The 21,761-nt window shown below is 36.1% G+C and carries 12 protein-coding genes; 10 read left to right on the forward strand and 2 right to left on the reverse strand.

The window, feature by feature from the left end:
- Positions 1-4: 4 nt before the first annotated feature.
- Positions 5-922: a tRNA epoxyqueuosine(34) reductase QueG gene (gene queG / locus FAF07_RS09835; RefSeq protein WP_142784948.1), complete on the forward strand. Its 918-nt coding sequence runs from the start codon at positions 5-7 to the stop codon at positions 920-922.
- A 5-nt stretch (positions 923-927) separates the two neighbouring features.
- Here queG and FAF07_RS09840 read toward each other — a convergent pair whose 3' ends face one another.
- Positions 928-1,962, reverse strand: a complete 1,035-nt coding sequence (locus tag FAF07_RS09840; protein ID WP_142784949.1) for a LacI family DNA-binding transcriptional regulator — start codon at positions 1,960-1,962, stop codon at positions 928-930.
- Between the two features lie 171 nt (positions 1,963-2,133).
- Between FAF07_RS09840 and FAF07_RS09845 the strand changes: the two genes are divergently transcribed.
- The 6 genes from FAF07_RS09845 (at position 2,134) to FAF07_RS09865 (ending at position 9,318) form a co-directional block, all read left to right on the forward strand.
- Positions 2,134-4,761 carry a TonB-dependent receptor gene (locus FAF07_RS09845; protein WP_142784950.1) on the forward strand — a complete coding sequence of 876 codons (2,628 nt, stop codon included), beginning with the start codon at positions 2,134-2,136 and terminating at the stop codon, positions 4,759-4,761.
- Positions 4,762-4,963: 202 nt separating this feature from the next.
- Positions 4,964-5,065: a glutaredoxin family protein gene (locus tag FAF07_RS19070; RefSeq protein WP_185956414.1), complete on the forward strand. Its 102-nt coding sequence runs from the start codon at positions 4,964-4,966 to the stop codon at positions 5,063-5,065.
- A 20-nt stretch (positions 5,066-5,085) separates the two neighbouring features.
- The gene (locus FAF07_RS18980; RefSeq protein ID WP_262710924.1) at positions 5,086-5,214 is read left to right on the forward strand and encodes a hypothetical protein; all 129 of its coding nucleotides are present in this window, start codon (positions 5,086-5,088) and stop codon (positions 5,212-5,214) included.
- 13 nt (positions 5,215-5,227) lie between these two features.
- Positions 5,228-6,574 (forward strand): MFS transporter, encoded by a 1,347-nt coding sequence (locus tag FAF07_RS09855; RefSeq protein ID WP_142784952.1) that lies wholly within the window; start codon positions 5,228-5,230, stop codon positions 6,572-6,574.
- A 60-nt stretch (positions 6,575-6,634) separates the two neighbouring features.
- Entirely contained in the window at positions 6,635-7,573 is a 939-nt protein-coding gene (locus tag FAF07_RS09860; protein WP_246067679.1) for a carbohydrate kinase family protein, read from the forward strand.
- 11 nt (positions 7,574-7,584) lie between these two features.
- Positions 7,585-9,318: an alpha-amylase family protein gene (locus FAF07_RS09865; protein ID WP_246067680.1), complete on the forward strand. Its 1,734-nt coding sequence runs from the start codon at positions 7,585-7,587 to the stop codon at positions 9,316-9,318.
- A gap of 117 nt (positions 9,319-9,435) precedes the next feature.
- Here FAF07_RS09865 and FAF07_RS09870 read toward each other — a convergent pair whose 3' ends face one another.
- Positions 9,436-11,262 carry a hypothetical protein gene (locus FAF07_RS09870; RefSeq protein WP_142784954.1) on the reverse strand — a complete coding sequence of 609 codons (1,827 nt, stop codon included), beginning with the start codon at positions 11,260-11,262 and terminating at the stop codon, positions 9,436-9,438.
- Positions 11,263-11,570: 308 nt separating this feature from the next.
- On the opposite strand from FAF07_RS09870, the gene FAF07_RS09875 reads away from it, so the two are divergent.
- From FAF07_RS09875 to sov, 3 genes are read left to right on the forward strand one after another with little or no spacing between them, the layout of a single operon-like run.
- Positions 11,571-13,868: an NADP-dependent malic enzyme gene (locus FAF07_RS09875; RefSeq protein WP_142784955.1), complete on the forward strand. Its 2,298-nt coding sequence runs from the start codon at positions 11,571-11,573 to the stop codon at positions 13,866-13,868.
- A 50-nt stretch (positions 13,869-13,918) separates the two neighbouring features.
- Entirely contained in the window at positions 13,919-14,500 is a 582-nt protein-coding gene (ruvA, locus tag FAF07_RS09880; RefSeq protein WP_142784956.1) for a Holliday junction branch migration protein RuvA, read from the forward strand.
- Between the two features lie 6 nt (positions 14,501-14,506).
- A complete protein-coding gene (sov, locus tag FAF07_RS09885; protein WP_246067681.1) occupies positions 14,507-21,727 on the forward strand; it encodes a T9SS outer membrane translocon Sov/SprA in 7,221 nt (2,406 codons plus the stop codon).
- Positions 21,728-21,761 lie beyond the last annotated feature (34 nt).

Below are 21,761 nucleotides of genomic sequence, written 5' to 3' on the forward strand. Positions count from 1 at the left end.
GCTAATGAAAAACACAACCCACACAAACCTCATAAAAACCGAAGCCAAACGCCTCGGTTTTTTATCTTGTGGTATAAGTAAAGCCGAATTTTTAGAAGAAGAAGCGCCAAGGTTAGAAAAGTGGTTGAACAAAAATATGCATGGGCAAATGCAATATATGGAAAATCATTTCGACAAGCGCTTGGATCCCACAAAACTCGTTGAAGGCTCTAAAAGTGTGATTTCATTATTGCTCAATTACTACCCTAACCAAGAGCAAACAGCTAATAGCTATAAGCTGTCAAAGTACGCCTACGGCACCGATTACCATTTTGTGATTAAGGATAAATTAAAATCACTTCTAAATTTTATTCAAGACAAAATAGGCGAAGTTCATGGGCGGGCTTTTGTAGATTCTGCGCCCGTTTTAGATAAAGCTTGGGCAGCCAAATCTGGATTAGGTTGGATTGGAAAACACAGTAATCTATTAACCCAACAGGTGGGCTCATTTTACTTTATTGCTGAACTTATTATTGATCTAGATTTAGAGTACGATTCGATAACTACAGATCATTGTGGCTCATGTACAGCATGTATTGATGCCTGCCCAACAGAAGCTATTACAGAACCATACGTTGTGGACGGAAGTAAATGTATTTCCTATTTTACCATAGAATTAAAAGAAAATATTCCCACTGAGTTTAAAGGAAAAATGGATGATTGGATGTTTGGTTGCGATATCTGTCAAGATGTATGCCCATGGAACAGGTTTTCAAAATCGCATAGCGAACCACTGTTTAATCCGCACCCCGAATTGTTATCCATGACTAAAAAAGATTGGGATGAGATAACTGAAGGTACTTTTAAAAAAGTTTTTAAAAATTCCGCAGTAAAACGGACTAAATTTTCAGGGTTACAAAGAAATATTGATTTTTTGGGATAAAATTATTAGATAATCTCTTTAGTAGATTCCCTTTTTATCAAAGCCGTTTCAAGTGTAATAATTTTTGGTGCTTTAGGCTTTTTGTCTTTAATTGCTCTTATCTCCTTATAAAGTTGTTTAAAAGCCGTTCTTCCCATTTGGTAACCAGGTTGGTCAATGGTAGTTAAAGTTGGAGATATTACCGAAGACATGAACCAATTGCTAAACCCAACGATACTAATATCATCAGGAATTTTAACCCCTTGTTTGTTAAATTCTGTCATGGCACCAATGGCTACTAAATCGGTATTTATAAAAATACCATCTACATCGTTATGGTCTTTTAATAATTGTTGCGCATTTCTTTTGCCTTCTTCAAAACTCATATCTCCGCATTCACATATATAAACTAAAGAGGGGTCGTACGCTAAATTATTATCCAATAAAGCTTTCTTGTAACCAAGAAACCTGTCTATGGAATTTTGAGGTAAAAGCGCACCCCTAAAATGTGCAATACGTTTGCAGCCTATATCTATTAAATGCTGTGTCGCGATGTAGGCAGCTTTACGATCATCAATGATTACTTTAGAGCATCTTACTATTTTGGCAATCTTATCAAACATAACCAGTGGTTTGTCTTGAGCTAAAACCTCATTTAGGTGATTAAAGTCTGCTGTTCCATTTGCCAACGATATAAGTATGCCGTCAACACGCTGGCTTAACAATAAGTCGATTTGTTTTTTTTCTAACTCATAAGATTCATTAGATTGAAGAATGATTACCAAGTATCCTTTTTTTTCAGCCTGCGAGATAATACCTTTAATTACATTTGAAAAGAAATGATGAACAATAACTGGAATTATTAAACCAATGGTTTTTGATTCTTTGGTTCTTAGGTTAACGGCAAACGTATTAGGCTTATAATTTAGCGTTCTTGCTAATTCTTTTACTAGCCCTTTTGTTTTTTTGCTCACATCGGGATAATCTTTTAAAGCTTTTGAAACTGTTGTAACAGAAATATTTAATTGTTCTGCAATTTGTTTTAATGTAACTGGTTTCATAAAAGTTCATCTAAATTTATAAGGATAAATATAGTTAAAAATTTAAATCGAAAACGTTTTCGTTAAAATCGAAAACGTTTTCGTTATCAAAATCATTTTTTTTATGAGCTACAAATGTAAATTAGTCAAAAATTAACTAAATATTTTATTAAATAACTAAATTAAGACAAAATGAATTTAACAAAGACAAAATGGGGTTTCGTGCTCTTAATGTTATTTTCTGTATCAGTAGTTTTTGCGCAATCAACAATTTCTGGAACAGTAAACGATCAAAGTGGAGTGCCGCTTGGGGGTGTGAACGTAATTTTAGACGGTACTTCTAAAGGATCTGTTTCTGATTTTGATGGGAACTATTCAATCAGTAATGTGGAAGATGGTACGTATACATTAACAGCGACTTTTATAGGGTATAAAACCTATACTGAAAGCGTAACTGTTCAAGGGGTAGATATTACTTTAAATTTTCAATTGGCAGAAGATGCTGCATCTTTAGATGAGATAGTGGTAACAGGAGTTGTTAACCCTAAATCTAAATTAGAATCTAGTGTTTCTGTTTCTACAATGGATGTGAAACTTATTGAACAAGCTTCTCCAAGAAGTGCAGGTGAGCTTTTTAGAAATATACCAGGTATTCGTGCTGAATCCTCGGGAGGAGAAGGGAATGCTAACTTTAACGTTCGTGGTGTACCAGTATCTTCTGGTGGGTCAAGATATTTTCAAATACAAGAAGATGGATTGCCATTAAACTTATTTGGTGATACGTCATTTGGAAATGCTGATAACTTTTTAAGAATTGATTCCAACATTGGCAGAGTTGAGGCAATTAGAGGTGGCTCTGCATCAACACAAACGTCCAATGGCCCAGCAGGTATTATTAACATGATTAGTAAAACAGGTTCTACAGAAGGGGGTTCTGCAGGAACTACTTTTGGTTTGGATTACCAAACTAGTAGACTGGATTTTGAATATGGTACACCATTAGGTAATGGTTTGTCTTATCACATAGGTGGATTTATGAGAACTGGTGAAGGGCCAAGGGAAATAGGTTATCAAGGTAATAAAGGAGGGCAATTTAAAGCGAACCTTACAAAAAGATTTGAAAATGGATATGTACGTGTTTATACTAAGTTTTTAAACGACAAATCTGTAATGTATTTACCAATGCCTATGCTATTGGAAGGCGATAATGCAAATCCTACCTTTTCAAATTTACCAGGTTTTGATATTACTAACGATGCGGTGCAGTCTGCTTATTTACAACAAAGTGCAGGGACTTCACCTTTTGATGGAACAAGACATGTAAATGATGTTAGAAATGGAAATAATCCTATTTCTAAATCTTTAGGCGCAGAGTTTTCTTTTAGCTTACCAAAAGATTGGAAGGTAGCTGGTAAAGCTAGATATTCTAATAATAGTGGCGAATGGGTGGCACCGTTTACTGCCGCGGTTGGTACAATTTCTGAAATTGAAACAACTGCAAGGGATGCTTCAAATGCCACAGGCGCTTTAGTTTATGCCGATGGAGATAGAGAAGCTTTTGCTCCAGCAAACGGATTGGCTCAGATTATACATATGTTTGATGTTTCAGTAGAAGATTTAAGCAACTTTTTTGGTGACGTAAAAGTAAGCAAGAAAATTAGTGATAATGTTGGGTTTACAGCAGGTTTATTTACGGCTACTCAAAATACTAAAATTGGATGGCAATGGAATTCTTTTCTATCTGAAGTCAAAGGAAGAGGAGAAGCGAGATTAGCAGATTTTGATGGTTTCTCTAGAGGAGGTCAATACGCTTATGGTACACCTGTTTGGGGTAACTGTTGTCAACGTAAATACAATACCGTACATAATGTAAATTCTCCTTATGTAGGTATTGATGCTGATATAAATGATAAGTTAAACTTTGATGGTAGTGTGCGTTTTGAAAATGTTCGTGCAAATGGTAACATACAAGGCGGTCCAACGAGTCAAGGGAACTTTGATTATGATGGAAACGGAACTATTGAAGGTATTGAAGAAAGTGTACCAGTAATTATTGGTAACGCTGGACAAATTGTTGATGATAAATATAATTTTGTTTCTTATTCTGCGGGACTTAACTATAAATTAAATGAGGGAGCTGCTGTGTTTGGTAGATATAGTTCAGGTGCTTCAGGGAGAGCTGCTGATAGAAATAATTATGGAACTAATGGTAAAGCTGATGTACAATATGATGAAGTATCTCAATTAGAAGTTGGTTACAAGAAAAGACTTAAAAATGGAGTTCTTAACTTAACTGGATTTATGAGTAATACTGACGAAGGACTAAGCAACGAGTTAAATAGATCTGTAGGTAATCCATTCAAAGCTTTAGGTTTAGAGGCAGAAACGGCTTTAGCTTTTGGAGATAACTTCTCTTTTAATGGCTCTTTTACTTATACAAAAGCAGAAATTGATGGCGGGGACAATAAAGGAAATACGCCTAGAAGGCAAGCCGATTTGGTTTACAACTTATCTCCATCTTATAATTTTGGAAACAGTAGCCAGCATAGTTTGGCATTGAGTGTATTAGGGACGTCAAAATCGTATGCTCAAGATGATAACGATTTAGTGATGCCTGCTTATGCATACTTTAATTTAATTGGTAGAGCAGGTTTAACAGACGGACTTTCTGTAGTGTTAAGTGTAAATAATCTCTTTGATACTATTGGTATCACAGAAGTTGAAGGTAATGGAGATGGTGCTTTTGGTTCGGATCGTTTAGTAAGAGCTAGATCAATTAGCGGTCGTTCTTCTACAATATCTTTGCAATATAAATTTTAAAGAATAAGTTTAATTTAATTTGAGTTTGTTAACTAAAGAGTTGAGGGCTTTATGCTAAGTTCCAACTCTTTTTCACACAATTTTTTATACACATATGCGAGCTTTTATTTTTTCAATAGTATTTATTGTTGCCTTGACTAAAGTCAGTTTCGGTCAAGTTTCGGAGTCAGTTTCTTTAACTACTAAAACTGAATTAAAAAAGATGATATTATATGGTAGTGATACGTGTCACTATTGCCTTGATACCAAGGCCTATTTAAGAGAAAGAAAAATAGATTTTATATATTTTGATGTAGAGATCTAAATTTAGAAAAGCAACAGGACATGTTAGTGAAACTTCAAAAGGCAAAAATTGGTGTTTCCAGCTTGAATTTACCCGTCGTTGATAAGGAAGGCGACATATTTACAAATGGAGAAGATTTCGAGAAGTTTCTTAAAAGAATAATCCAATAAAATCAAAGTTGTAATCATGCTAAAAAAACCAAATTTAAGTTTCTGGCAAATTTTTAATATGAATGTAGGATTCTTAGGGATTCAATTCAGTTTTGGTTTACAGCAAACAGCCGTTAATCCTATATTTTCATTTTTAGGAGCGCACCATGAAGATTTACCTTTACTAAACCTTGCTGGTCCTGTAACTGGATTGATTATTCAACCTATAATTGGGGCCATATCAGATAAAACTTGGTCGCCAAGATGGGGAAGACGCAAGCCGTTCTTTTTAATAGGTGCAATAATAGGTAGTTTATGCTTATTTGCCTTTCCTTTTAGTCCAACACTTTGGTTTGCTGTTGGTTTATTGTGGATTCTTGATGTGGGCAATAATATGGCTATGGAACCTTATCGTGCCTTTGTAGGTGATAAATTACCCAACAAGCAATTAAGTTTTGGTTATCAAATGCAAAGTTTGTTTGTTGGTGCGGGCATTGTTTTGGCAAATGCCTCCATTTTTCTGTTTCAAGATTGGTTTGGTGTTGCAGAAACAGTTGAAGCGGCTAGCGGTATTCCTAAGTGGTTATATTATTCATTCTTTATCGGTGCTGTATTATCGGTATCTACCATATTATGGTCCGTTTTAAAAACACCTGAAATTCCACCATCAGATGAAGAATTTGATGAGATCAAAAAACACAATGCGTTGCCATTTGCAAAACGCGTTAGGACGCCCTTTATAGAAATTGTTCAAGCCATCAAAGATATGCCCAAGTTTATGTGGAAACTATCCGCTGTTTATCTGTTTCAATGGTATGCCCTATTTGTGTATTGGCAGTTTATAGCGCCTATGTTTAAAGAAAGTATGGGATTTAACAGTTCAGAGGCCTTAAGTCAAGCTGCAAAAATGAATACGACATATAATCTTTCTACCATTGTTTTTGCATTGGCATTGGTGCCATTAGCGCTAAAATTTGGAGGTAAAAAAGTATATGTGTTTAGTTTGTTCTTAACGGGAATCGCCATGCTAAGTATACCATATATTCAAGATCCGTTTTTGGTTATTTTACCAATGATTTTGTTTGGTATAGGTTGGGCAGCTATGATGGGTATTCCATATTCAATGGTATCTAAAATAGTACCTCAAGAACGCCGTGGTGTATACATGGGAATATTAAATATGATGATCGTTATCCCTATGGGAATTCAAACGTTAACCTTTGGTCCTGTAGTAAAAAATCTATTGAATAATAGCGCGGTTAATGCCATATTATTTGGTGGTGTGTTTTTTATCATAGCCGCGGTTTTAGCATTGCGTCTAAAAGAGCCTAAAACAAATAATGAAGAGGAAAATATTGTTGTCACAGGCGACGGGCACTAATTTTATAAACTTTAGACCTAATTAAATTAAAAATCAGGTCAAATACCAAATACATTTATTTTGAAAAAAAAGATAAAAGAGATAGATATTTTATGTGTTGGCGAAGTGCTTGTCGACTTCATTGGGCATCAAACAGGAGTACTTATCAACAATACAAGAGATTACCACAGGTATTTAGGAGGTTCTCCAGCAAATGTAGCTATGAATTCGGCAAGATTAGGATTGAAATCCGTCATGGTAGCTACCGTTGGGGATGATGGTTTTGGAGATTACATTTTTGAAAGACTTAATGAAGTTGGTGTAAATACCAATCACATAAAAAAAATAGACAGCAAACCTACAAGCGTCATTTTTGTTTCTAGAACAGAAAGTACGCCCGATTTTATTCCGTTTCGAAAAGCTGATTCTTGCATTCAAGAAAATCAAATGCCATCAGACTTACTTTCAAAAACAAATATTTATCACACAACCTGTTTCGCTTTAAGTAAAAATCCTGCACAAGCTACCATTTTAAAAAAGGCTGAAGAGGCTTTTAATTTGGGATGTAAATTAAGTATCGATGTCAATTATGCTAAAAAATTATGGAATAGCCAAGAAGAGGCATTAAAGGTTATTAAGGCGTATTGCAAATTTAATCCTCTAGTGAAGATTAGTGAAGATGATATGTTGAGACTTTTTGATAAAGAATTACCTCACGAAGATATATTTAATTTTTTCCATTCGGAAGGGGTCGCTACAGTGTGTTTAACTCTAGGAAGTAAAGGTGTTAAACTATCTCAAAAAGGTAAAAAGGTTATTGAGTTACCAGCAATAAAAATAGATGTGGTACAGGATGCGACTGGAGCAGGCGATGCCTTTTGGTCTGGGTTTTTGTTTGCTTATATTAAAGAAAAACCTATTGAAAAATGTTTAGAAGTGGCATTGCAAATAGCCGCTTTAAAACTTCAAAATGTAGGTAGGTTACCGGACAACATTAACATATTATCAAAGCTTCTCTAAAACCTCAAATGATGTCAAAAGATTCTAATATCACGAATGGGGTCATGCTAAATGCATATCCCGATAGCGTTGGAACCAATTTAAATGAAATGATCAGTATGTTGCAAAGGCCTCAATTCAAGGATGTTTTTTCGTTGTTTTATGTGCTCCCAACATTTTTTAATAGTGATTTAGATAGAGGATTTTCAATTATAGATTACAACCTAAATAAAAACTTAGTTTCTCAAGAAGATTTAAAAGCACTCGAAAAGCTTGGTATACAGTTGAAATTTGATATCGTTTTAAATCATCTATCAGTAGCATCACCTCAATTTAAAGATTTACTTAAGCGCGGTGATAAATCAAAATATAAAGATCTTTTTATTAATTGGAATACATTTTGGGAAGGGAATGGCACCATGGGAGATGATGGTGTTATCATTCCAAAAGACGAGTTTCTCAATAAATTGTTTATGAGAAAATCTGGATTACCCATATTAAAAGTGCTTTTCCCCGATGGCTCTGAAAAACCTTATTGGAATACGTTCTACCAAGAAATTACATATAATAAGATAAATAGTGAAGATTTAATTAAAGTTGAGGGATTAACTCTAGAAAAAACTGAATGGATCTGTAATAAAGTCAATTCAGCAATTGAAGAAAATAAAGACTTCACCACGATTGATTTCGAAGATTGCAATCATTTAAAAGGTGAGGTTTTGGAAATTATAAATCGAAATCGTTCCTATTTAGGGCAAATGGATGTGAATGCCAAATCTGAATTGGTTTGGGATTTCTATGAAGAAACCTTAAAAAAAGTCAGTGATTTTGGCTGTAAAATATTGAGATTAGATGCTTTTGCCTATTTGCATAAAGACATTGGTCAGTCCAATTTTTTTAATAAACCAGGAACTTGGGAATATTTAGAGCGAATAAAAAAAATAGCGCAAAAAAATAATTTAACCCTTTTGCCAGAAATTCATGCCGAATACGGAATGCATTTACACGATGAGGTTGCAAACGAAGGCTATTATATTTACGACTTTTTCTTACCAGGGTTAACTATTCATACCATTGAAAGCACTAATAGCAAAGCACTTTTAACGTGGGCCAAAGAAATTATTAGCAAAGGTTACAAAACGGTAAACATGTTGGGATGTCATGATGGTATTCCTGTTTTAGATTTAAAAGGTAAAGCCATTAACGGTACTTATAACAAAGGTCTGTTGGAAGATGATGAGATTGAAGCCATTATGAATAAGATCATGGAACGTGGGGGTAGAGTAAAAAACCTTTACGATCCATCTGGAAATAAAATATCCTATTATCAAGTAAACGCAACATTTTTTAGTGCATTAGGGGAGAGTGAGCAAAAATTATTGTTAGCTAGAGCTATTCAAATGTTCATGCCAGGGATTCCGCAAGTATGGTACTTAGATATTTTTGCAGGGAAGAATAATTATGAAGCTGCTGACAAGGGAGGAAGCGGCGGACATAAAGAGATTAATCGTACCACACTTACAGTACATGATATTAAAAACGGTTTAAAAAGAGATATTGTTCTTAATCAGCTTGAACTATTAAAATTAAGAAATACATCTAAAGCGTTTTCAGGTACCATAAAGATTAATAAAACTTCAGATAAAGAAATTGATATTAAGTGGGTGAATCAGAATGAGATTGCACATTTAAAGGCCAATCTTAAAACGCAAACGTTTCACATAGATTATACAGAAGGCGGGGTTGCCAAGACAATGACATTTTGATGTTTTGCATTAAGAAGGCTCATGTTACCTTCATTAAAAACCCAAAGAAATTCTCAGACTTAGAAAAAACATCAACTTTTTGAAAGAATAAAAATTTAAACGAGTTCAGTGTAAATACTAGTGATACCAAACGGTTCTAGGTTTTCCCAGTTCAATATTATGAAAACCGAAATCTTCACTTTCAAATGCATTTGTTTTAAATAGATTACGGCCTTGACCCGGGATGCTTGGATAAAATGACAGCGACAATTGAAAAGAGCTAAATACTAAATAATCATTTCTAATTATAAAACCAATTCCTAATGACGGATACACTTTACTTTTAAAAAGTTTTTGCTCCGCATCACCTAGCATGCCAGCAGAAAAATTTAAATAAGGATTTAATCTGAACCCTAAGATATTCCAAGGGGAGTAAAATTGCGTTTGAAAAGAGATAATCATTTTTTTCGTGCCTGTAATATCACTATCAAATCCAGATAAGCCAGAGTCCAAATAAGGCTCATAATCATTACCAGTAAAGCCAAGTAGAATAGGTCGGTCATTAAGTGTTAATCTATCCGCAAGAGTATTCAGCCTGTGGGTTCCTATTAGTAACTGAGGCTTTACAAATTGACGTAATTTCCAATTGCCTCCAAGGTCCATTAAATTGGTAAAATAATTTAATTCGAAATTATATGTTGTTTGCTCGCGTTGGGAACCATTTAAAAACGTACCATACTCTGCCTTTGCGCTTAGATAGCCCCATTTAAAATAATCGCCAATGGTTGCCTGCGCCCCCAAATAGGTTCTGGTTTGTTTATTTTTTCTTTGAAATCCAGAGGTTACGGCTCCAGAAAAGCCAATAGGAACATCCTCAATAATGCCCAAATTAAAAATATATTCATCCTCAACAAATTGCCTCGATGCTATTCCAATACTGCCAAGTACAAAGGATTCGTTCGAAAAATATCGTATCGAGTCATAAGCGATATCTGGTCTGTCCTTATACTCGGCATGTGTAAATCGGGCGGCGGCAATTAAATTTGTTGTTCGTTCTTCATCAGTGACACCATCCAATACGTTCAAGGCATGACCCAGCCAAAAATCTTGAGTTTGATATTTAAAATTTTGTAGATCAAATTCGCGTTGGACGTTTTGTAATGAATCTTGTCTAAAATGTTCAGCTAAAAAAATGCCTCCTGCCCAATGGGTTAAAGGGGAAAAGAAATTTCGTTCGATATTTAATCGCTTCTCATAAAAACCATTTAACTCATTTTTATAGGCTATAGACGTTCTAATATAGCTGTTCTTAATAGTAGGAACAGCATATTCTATATCATACGCAGAACGATCGTCTTTTAAGCTATTGGTAAAGCTTTGATTAATTTGATGGCCAAACCCTAAAAAATTACGTTCCCTGAATTGTAAATTAAATCTGGAACTAGACGCAGAGCCTTGTGGTATGATGCTCCAGGAATCTAAAACACGTACGGTAACATCTATAGAATCTGAGGTTTTTGCTGTTTTATTAGCTCTAATCGCAACACTTCTTATAAAGTTTTGAGAACGCATGAGCCTTTTCGATTCATTAACTAAAAGTGTGTCAAAACGTTTGTTTTCTTTAAATAACAATAAATTTCGAATGGCGAATTGTTTGGATTTTATATGGATGCTATTGCCAGCTTTTCCTAGCCAGTTTTTAGGTCCTTTTAGGGTGTCATAAATTGAAAAACCAAAGGGATCAAGCGTCACAATATCTATATGTCTGATAATTTTACCTTGATAAAGTCTATAATTTTGATGCTTTGCTTTTTTTAAACGAATGCGTTGTTTTTTATTGGTAGATTTAAAAATTAATTTGTGAAGTGTTTTTGTGAATTTATTCTTTTTGGAATAGATCTCTATTTTTTTATAGATTTCAGTAGAGTCTTTTTCAGTTTCATTTTCTTGACCATTTACCGACATTGATATGGTTAGATGGATAAGAACAAATAAAACGTATTTAGAATTCAATGGTATAAATGTCAAGAGATTTTCGAAAATGAAAAGTAAGCATGTTTAAAATACTAGTAGGACGTTTTTGTATTTAAATTTAACTCAAATGTACCGCCTTGGCAAGTTACATGTAAGAAATTAAAACTTGTAATACCCAAGATATTGCGTTTTTATATCCACAGATCTATAATTTCAAATGAAATTTCAATTTTTTAAAAGAATAGCGGCTTCCTTAGTGGGATTATTATATTTTTACGGTTACCTAATTATCCATTTTTATGAGCGAAGAAAGCAAACGTCGAGAAGCCCTAATATATCACGCCAAACCAACTCCAGGAAAAATAAAAGTAGTCCCAACCAAAAAATATTCGAGCCAGAGAGATTTGTCACTGGCATATTCCCCAGGAGTTGCAGAACCGTGTTTAGAAATAGAAAAGGACAAAAATAATGCCTACAAGTACACAGCTAAAGGTAATTTAGTTGCTGTAATCACAAACGGTACAGCTGTATTGGGACTGGGTAATATTGGTCCTGAAGCCTCTAAACCTGTTATGGAAGGTAAAGGTTTACTGTTTAAGATTTTTGCTGATATTGATGTGTTTGATATTGAAGTGGATACAGAGAATATCGACGAATTTATTCAAACCGTAAAAATGATCGCCCCTACATTTGGCGGGATTAATTTAGAAGACATCAAAGCCCCTGAAGCTTTTGAAATTGAAAGACGCTTAAAAGAAGAATTGGATATACCGGTGATGCATGATGATCAACATGGTACGGCGATTATTTCTGCGGCGGCTCTTTTAAATGCCTTGGAGCTTTCAAAGAAAAAAATTAATAAGGTAAAAATTGTAATAAGTGGCGCAGGAGCAGCGGCCATTTCTTGTTCGCGATTGTATCAAGCTTTTGGTGCAAAGCGAGAAAATATGGTGATGCTGGATAGTAAAGGTGTCATTAGAAACGACCGCGAAAATTTATCTATAGAAAAAGCAGAATTCTCTACCCATAGAAAAATTGATACGCTAGATGAAGCCATGAAAAATGCCGATGTTTTTATTGGTCTATCCATGGCCAATATCGTAACAGCAGATATGCTAAAAGCGATGGCTAAAAACCCCATCGTATTTGCTATGGCCAATCCAGACCCAGAAATAAAGTACGACATTGCCATCGCCGCGAGAAAAGATATCATCATGGCTACTGGGCGTAGCGATCATCCTAATCAGGTAAATAATGTTTTAGGATTTCCATTTATTTTTAGAGGCGCATTGGATGTTCGTGCTACAAAAATTAACGAAGCGATGAAAATGGCGGCGGTTAAAGCCTTGGCCAATTTAGCAAAAGAACCCGTGCCTGAACAAGTGAATATTGCTTATGGCGAAACCCGCTTAACTTTTGGAAAAGAGTATATCATTCCAAAGCCTTTCGATCCAAGATTAATTGCAGAAGTGCCTCCAGCAGTTGCAAAAGCAGCCATGGACAGTGGTGTCGCAAAAGAACCGATAATAGATTGGGATAAATACAAAGAATCTTTAAGAGAACGTCTGGGCTCAGATAACAAGGTGGTCAGGCTTTTGCTTAACAGGGCAAAATTAGCACCCAAGCGGGTGGTATTTGCAGAGGCCGATCAATTGGCGGTGCTTAAAGCAGCTCAAATTGTCCACGAAGAAGGCATTGCGTTTCCTGTTTTATTAGGTAGAAAGGAAACGATTAAAGCCTTAATGAAGGAGATTGAATTTGATGCAGATGTGCCTATTATCGATCCGAAAGAAGAATCAGAAAACGATACGAAAAATAAATATGCCAAAGTGTATTGGGAGCAGCGCAAACGTCGCGGAGTAACGTATTATTCTTCGCAGCGTTTAATGCGAGAGCGTAACTATTATGCGGCCATGATGGTGAATGAGGGCGATGCTGATGCCCTTATCTCGGGGTATTCTCGTAGTTATCCAACCGTATTAAAACCTATGATGGAACTCATCGGGCTGGCACAAGGCGCTTCAAGAATTGCAACCACCAATGTGATGATGACAAAACGTGGCCCCTTATTCTTAAGTGATACCTCTATTAATATAGATCCTACTGCAAAAGATTTAACGCGCATCGCTCAAATGACCTCAAAGGTTATTAAAATGTTCGCTTTAGAACCGGTTATGGCTATGGTCTCGTATTCAAATTTCGGCTCGTCACCTAACGAAAAAGCATCGAAAGTGCGGGAGGCTGTTTCCTATTTGCATAGGCATCATCCGGATTTAGCGGTAGATGGTGAACTTCAAACAGATTTTGCATTAAATGACGACATGCTTCGCGAAAAATTCCCGTTTTCTAAACTGGTGGGTAAAAAAGTAAATGCACTTATTTTTCCAAATTTGGATGCCGCAAATATCACGTACAAATTACTAAAGGAACTACACGATGCAGATTCTATAGGGCCCATTATGATGGGGATGCGTAAACCCGTACATATCTTGCAATTAGGAGCGAGCGTTGATGAAATTGTAAACATGACAGCCGTGGCGGTTATCGATGCACAACATAAGGAAAAGTGGGAATCAGAAAAGGGTAAAGCAAAGTAAATTAGTGACAATAATTTTATTACATTTGGTCGGGCAACGAACTACAATTCATGATAACACATATTCAAGGGAAACTTACTGAAAAAAATCCAACACATGTAGTTATTGATTGTAACGGCGTGGGCTATATGCTTCATATTTCATTACATACCTATTCGCAACTACCTAATAACGATAACCTCAAATTATTCACACATCTTCAAGTCAAAGAAGATTCGCATACATTATATGGGTTTTCTAGTGTGGCAGAACGTGACATTTTTAGATTACTCATTTCAGTTAGTGGTATAGGGTCGAGTATTGCACGTACTATGTTATCATCACTAACTCCAAAGCAGGTAAGGGAAGGTATCGCAAACAATGATGTGGCTTTAATTCAATCTATAAAAGGAATAGGTACTAAAACCGCACAGCGCGTTATTATAGATTTGAAAGATAAAATTCTAAAGATTTATGATATTGATGAAGTTTCTATTCCTAGAGGCAATACCAGTAAAGATGAAGCGTTATCTGCATTAGAAGTGCTTGGTTTTGTGAAAAAACAAGCAGAGCGCGTCGTCGAAAAAATTATGATTTCTCACCCTGAGGCTGATGTTGAAACCATTATAAAACAAGCTTTAAAAAATTTATAATAGATTTTGAGTAAAACAAACCAACGTTTTTATAAATCAAATGGGCATTACGCTTTTCTAATTTTCACCATACTTTGTTCTTTTTATGGGTGGTCACAGCAACCCGTTCAGGATTCAATAAAACCGGGATATAATGCGGGTTCTATAAAAATGCCAGATCCCAATAGTGTAGAGGCCAAATACATTTACGACCCGATTACCAATCGTTATATATATACTCAAAAAATAGGAGATTTCAATATTAATTATCCTGTTATTTTAACGCCTAAAGAGTACTATGCCTTAGTTGCTAAAGAAAATATTAAAGCATATTATAAAGAAAAAATTGATGCCTTGTCTGGGAAAAAGGATGGCGCCGAAGACACTCAGAAGAATTTATTGCCAGAGTTTTATGTAAAATCAGATTTTTTTGAAACTATTTTTGGAAGCAATACCATCGAAGTCGTCCCGCAAGGATCGGTTGAAATGGATTTAGGCGTGTTGTTTTCTAAACAAGACAATCCGTCATTTTCACCTAGAAATAGAAGTAATTTTACCTTTGATTTCGATCAGCGCATCAGTTTGAGTCTACTCGGAAAAGTGGGCACAAGACTTCAAGTAACTGCCAACTACGATACACAGTCTACTTTCGATTTTCAAAACCTCATCAAATTGGAGTACACACCAACTGAAGATGATATCATTCAAAAAATTGAAGTGGGTAATGTGAGTATGCCTTTAAACAGCTCTTTAATTACAGGCGCTCAAAGTTTATTTGGAGTCAAAGCGCAGTTGCAATTTGGTAAAACCACTGTAACGGGGGTGTTTTCTGAACAAAAATCACAAGGCAATACCGTAGTGGCACAAGGCGGTGGCACCTTAGAAGAATTTGAACTTTTTATTAGGGATTATGATGAAAATAGGCACTTCTTTTTAGCACAATATTTTAGGGAAACCTATAATAAAGCATTAAGGACCTATCCATATTTAGACACACGTGGTTTGCAAATCACTAGAATGGAAGCGTGGGTAACCAATAGAAGCAACCGTACAGATAACGTTAGAAATGTGGTGGCACTGCAAGATTTAGGGGAATCTACGGTCATAGGATTGCAATCACCTCCAGGTGGCTTTGTAAATGTGGGTGCCGGCGCTGTTCCAGATAATGGAAATAATGATTTTGATCCCACAAATATTGGCGGTGCAGGTTCGCAACTTACTGAGGCTATCCGGGATATTGCTACCGTAAAAGCAGGCATTTTGGTTCCCAATGTGAATGAGGGCTTCGATTATGCAAACTTGGAAAATGCTAGAAAATTAATTAACGGACAAGAATATACACTAAATACAGAGCTTGGTTATATCTCATTAAACCAACGCTTGAATAATGATGAGGTATTGGCGGTGGCGTTTCAATTTACTTTAGGAGGAAATGTATACCAAGTGGGAGAGTTTGCCAATGATGGGGTGAATGCTACAGATGTTGAAACTAGCGGTGGGCAAGTCACCTCAGTGACAAATAAAAATTTAGTATTAAAATTATTGAAAAGTAGCATCACCAATGTGAACCAACCTGTGTGGGATTTGATGATGAAAAATATCTATGATACCGGTGCTTATAATCTGAGTCAGGATGATTTTAAATTAAACATTTTTTATAATGAAGCATCGCCTCTTAATTTTATTTCGCCAGTAGGAACAACCCCTTTTCCAACACCTGGACCTGATGAAGACCCTCTGAACGAAATACCTCTACTACGGGTTTTCAATTTAGATAAGTTAAATTTTAATAACGATCCACAATCGAACGGGGATGGTTTTTTTGATTTTGTACCGGGCATCACAGTTATGCCGCAAAACGGAAAAATCGTGTTTACCAATGTAGAGCCTTTTGGGGAATACCTCTTTAATACGCTCTCACTTAACGCCGGCGAAGATTACGAAAATGATGCTACCTACAATGAAAATCAAGAAAAATATGTTTACGACATTCTTTATAAGAGTACAAAAACAGCCGCTTTAGAAGAAGTTGAAAAAAATAAATTTAAGTTAAAAGGGCGTTATAAGTCTTCGGGTGGGGATGGTATTCCTATTGGTGCCTTCAATGTGCCAAGAGGTTCGGTAAGGGTTACGGCTGGCGGACGTGTTTTGGTAGAAGGTATAGACTATACCGTTAATTATCAGTTGGGTCGAGTTCAAATTTTAGACGAGGCTTTAAAAGCATCCAATACACCTATAGAAGTTTCCACAGAAAACAATGCCGTATTTGGTCAGCAGACCAGACGTTTTACAGGGATTAATATTGAACACCAATTCAATGAAAATTTTGTTTTGGGCGGTACGCTTTTAAATCTTAATGAACGCCCCATAACCCAAAAGGCCAATTATGGCACAGAGCCTATTAATAATACTATTTTTGGCTTAAATGGTAATTACTCTACACAAGTACCATTTTTAACACGGTTGGCAAACAAGCTCCCTAATATTGATACGGATGTGGAATCTAATTTATCACTAAGAGGGGAATTTGCATACTTAGCACCCGGCGCACCAAAAGGCACCGATTTTAATGGCGAAGCCACATCTTACGTGGATGATTTTGAAGGTTCACAAAATGGTATCGATTTACGGTCACAACAATCTTGGTTTCTATCGAGTAGACCAGTAGACGTAGATGGAGATGGAAATGAGAACGAAATTGAGGATGGCACTGGTATTGAAAATGGCTACGACCGCGCCTTATTAAATTGGTACACTATTGATCCTATTTTTTATAGTAGTCAGCGTCCTGATGGCATTTCAGATAATGATATGTCGAGCTTATATACAAGTCGTGTTTTTATTAATGAATTGTTCCCAGAAAGGGATTTGGTGCAAGGTCAAAATTCCGTATTGTTTACACTTGATTTGGCTTTTTACCCTAATGAAAGAGGGCCCTATAATTTTGAACCCACAGCAGCAGATGGTATAATTGATAATCCTCAAAACGCCTGGGGAGGGATCACACGGCAGTTAACGTCAACTGATTTCGAACAGCAAAATGTGGAGTATATTGATTTCTGGTTGCAGGATCCTTTTCAAGATAACCCATCAAATCCAGGCGGAAAATTAGTCTTTAACCTAGGGAATATATCTGAAGATATTATTAAAGATGGTAGAAAATTATATGAAAATGGATTGCCTCAAGATGGGAATGTAGACCTTCTGCCATTAACAGAATGGGGAACCGTAGTGCCACAGAATCAATCATTGATTTATGCTTTTGATACCACTGGGCAAGAACGTACGAATCAAGATGTAGGCTATGATGGCTATGACGATGCAGAAGAAGCAGTAGCTTTTGGTGCTAATTTTGGGGAAGACCCGGCAAATGACAACTACTCCTTTTTCTTAAACGCGAGTGGTAATATTTTTGATCGCTATAAAAAATACAATGGTGTAGAAGGAAATACACCCGATACCTTTACAGATACACAGCGCGGTGCCAATACCCAACCCGATGTCGAGGATATTAATCGAGATAACACGATGAACACTATTGACAGTTATTTTGAGTATGAAATAGAATTAACCCCTCAAAACCTGCCTACATCCCAATCTGATTTTGAGAACCTTCCTGATAGTAATCCGCTCAAGGAATTCCTAAGGGATTTTAAAGATAGACCACGGGCACTTCCTAATGGCGATACTAGAAATGTACGCTGGTATCAGTTTAGAATACCGGTTCAAGGGAGTCACGTAAAAGCGATTGGTGGGATAAATGATTTACGATCTGTTCGTTTTTCAAGAATTTATTTGAAGGAGTTTGTTCAACCTGTAGTGTTTAGATTTGGTACGCTCGATTTAGTGCGAAGCGACTGGAGGCGCTACACCAGAGCTTTGGATAAAAACGATCCGACCCCTGATGACCCCCAAACCGAATTTTCTGTAGGCATCATTGGGACAATTGAAAACGATGGCAGTTACGATAGACCCCCTGGAATTGATCCTGAGGAACTCTATAATAACAATACAGTGGTGAGACAAAACGAGCAATCTTTGGTTGTTAAGGTTTGTGATTTAGAACCACAAGATTCAAAAGCGGTCTATAAAAACATCAATATTGATATGCGCCAGTATAAACGTTTACGGATGTTTATGCACGCCGAAGCTGGCGAAACAGGGAACCTTACAAATGATGATTTGGTTGGGTTTATTCGTATGGGTAACGATTTAACAGAGAATTATTATCAAATAGAAATTCCACTTCAGGTGTCTAATTCAACAACTCGTGAAGGACTTTGGCCGACCGAAAATGAGATTAATATACCTGTAGAAATTCTAGGTAAAATTAAGGCACAAGGTATTTCGGACATGACCTTAACCAATGAAGACCCAACATTCTATGATGTTGTAAATAATGATATAGTAGCGGTGAGTGATCCATTTTCAGGCTATGTTATTGGACAGCATCGTGTAGGGATAAAAGGAAACCCGAACTTTGGGGATGTAAGAACACTCATGGTTGGTGTTAAGAATGCGACCTCCAACGATTTATGTGCCGAAGTGTGGTTTAACGAACTCCGGTTATCAGATTTAGATAACGAAGGCGGTTGGGCAGCTGTTGTGAGTATGGATACCAATATTGCCGATTTCGCTAATATTAGCGCTACAGGCAGGCAGAGTACCTCTGGATTTGGTGCCCTAGAGCAGGGACCAAGTGAGCGTAGTTTGGAGGATGTTAAGCAGTACGATGTGGTAACCAATATTAATGTGGGGCAGCTATTGCCAAAAAAATGGGGACTTCAAGTACCCTTTAATTATGCGCAGAGTGAAGAACTTATCACGCCTAAATACGATCAATTTTATAAGGATTTAACCTTAGAATCTCGATTGGATGCTGCCGATTCCAATGCGGAACGCGAAGACATCAAAGAGCAATCGGAAGATTACACAAAACGTCAAAGCATTAATTTTATTGGTGTAAGAAAAACTAGAACTACCGATGCTAAACCACGTTTTTATGATGTTGAAAACCTGACTTTAAACTACTCTTATAATAAAGTGGAACATCGCGATTTTGAAATAGAAAAATCGATTAATAAAACAGTGCGGGTTGGGGCTAATTATGCTCATAACTTTAACCCGATAAGAATAGAACCTTTTAAAAACAATGATTCGCTATTTACGGGAAAATACTGGAGAATCTTAAAATACTTCAATGTTAATTTATTGCCGACAAGCTTCACGGTGAATTCAGATATTAACAGACAATTCAATAGTCAGAAATTTAGAGAGATTGATTTGGGTGGCTCAAATATTGGTATTGAAGAATTATATCGAAGAAATTACACCTTCGATTTTCAATATGCTATTAATTATAATTTAACTGATGCGCTTCAATTAAACTTTACAGCCGCAAATAATAACATCGTTCGTAATTATTTTAAAGATAATATCCTCAACGGCGAACAAGATCCATCCTTAGATGTTTGGGATGGCTTTTTTGATGTAGGTGATCCCAACAGGCAAACCCAGCAGTTAGGCCTTACTTATGAATTACCACTAAATAAGATTCCAGCATTAGCTTTTATTAGCAACGCGACCTACCAATACACAGGAAACTTTCAATGGCAAAAAGGCTCTGATTTATACGGAAATTTAGAATTGGATGGCGAGACTTACGATTTAGGGAACAACATTCAAAACTCCAATACCCACAATTTGAATACGTCTTTAGATATGAATAGGCTGTATAAGTTTATAGGCTTGGTTAAAAAACCTGTTAGAACTATAAGAAGTCGAACGCCCCAAGCGGCAGGGACTCCACGTGGAGAAAATGCAGATACACCTACCAAAACAAAAAGTAAAAGTAAAACGGGAACTAAATTCTTGAATGCAGGGATCGATATTTTAACGAGTGTAAAACGGATTCAGTTTAATTATTCAGAAAATAGCGGGACATTTTTACCAGGATACCTACAAACACCAGGCTTTATTGGGACTTTAAAACCCACATTAGGCTATACATTTGGAAGCCAAAGCGATATTAGGGATTTAGCTGCCAGACGGGGTTGGCTAACGGTGTATCCAGATTTTAACCAACAATTCACGTCCACAAATACCAAGCAGTTTGACTTCTCGGCGAATTTAGAACCGGTTAGGGATTTAAAAATAGACTTGGTTGGGAATAGGGCCTATTATGAAAATTATACTGAAAATTATAGAGTAAATGATACAGGAAGTTCGCTTCAGTATGAATCTTTAACTCCAAATACCTTTGGCAACTTTAATATTTCAACAATTCTGATTAAGACTGCATTTAGCCAGAGTGACGAAAATATATCAGAAGCCTTTAACGATTTTCGAGCAAATCGGCTCACAATCGCAAGACGATTAGCAGCAAAAAATGGGGCAGATCTTAACGATGTCGATGCAGATGGCTATCCTAAAGGTTACGGTAAAAACAGTCAATCTGTATTATTGCCAGCGTTTCTTTCAGCGTATTCTGGTCAAGATGCGAGTTCTGTTAAACTTGGTGCATTTAGGGATGTCCCAATCCCTAATTGGGACTTAAAGTATACCGGCTTTATGAAGTTTGCCTGGTTTAAAAAGAAATTCAAACGGTTTTCATTAACGCACGGGTATCGTTCCACCTATACCATCAATCAATTTCAAACCAATTTAGATTATAATCCTATTATTCAAGGAACGAGTTATGAGGATCAACCTAACAACACGAAAGACCAATCAGGTAATTATAAAAATGCACAATTATTCAGTAATATAAATCTTAGTGAACAGTTTAGTCCTTTGGTTCGCTTGGACTTTGAAATGAAGAATTCAATAAAAATCCTAGCTGAAATTCAAAAGGACAGATTGTTATCCATGAGTTTTGATAATAATTTACTAACCGAAATTAAAGGAAACGAGTATATTCTTGGTTTAGGGTATCGCATCAAAGATGTGCGTATCAAATCAAAAATTGCTGGACCAAGAAAGCGTGTGGTTAGCGATTTAAATATGAAAGCAGATGTTTCGGTAAGAGACAATAAAACGATTATTAGATATTTAGATTTAGAGAATAATCAAGTCACTTCGGGTCAAACCATTTGGGGCTTAAAATATTCAGCCGATTATGCATTCAGTAAAAACTTAACCGCCATATTTTATTTTGATTATTCATTTTCAGAATATGCCATTTCTACGGCATTTCCTTTAACCACAATAAGATCTGGTTTCACATTACGATATAATTTCGGGAATTAAACAGATAAGTATTTGAAATGATAAATTGAATAAA

The organism is Changchengzhania lutea (assembly GCF_006974145.1).
GTDB lineage: Bacteria > Bacteroidota > Bacteroidia > Flavobacteriales > Flavobacteriaceae > Changchengzhania > Changchengzhania lutea.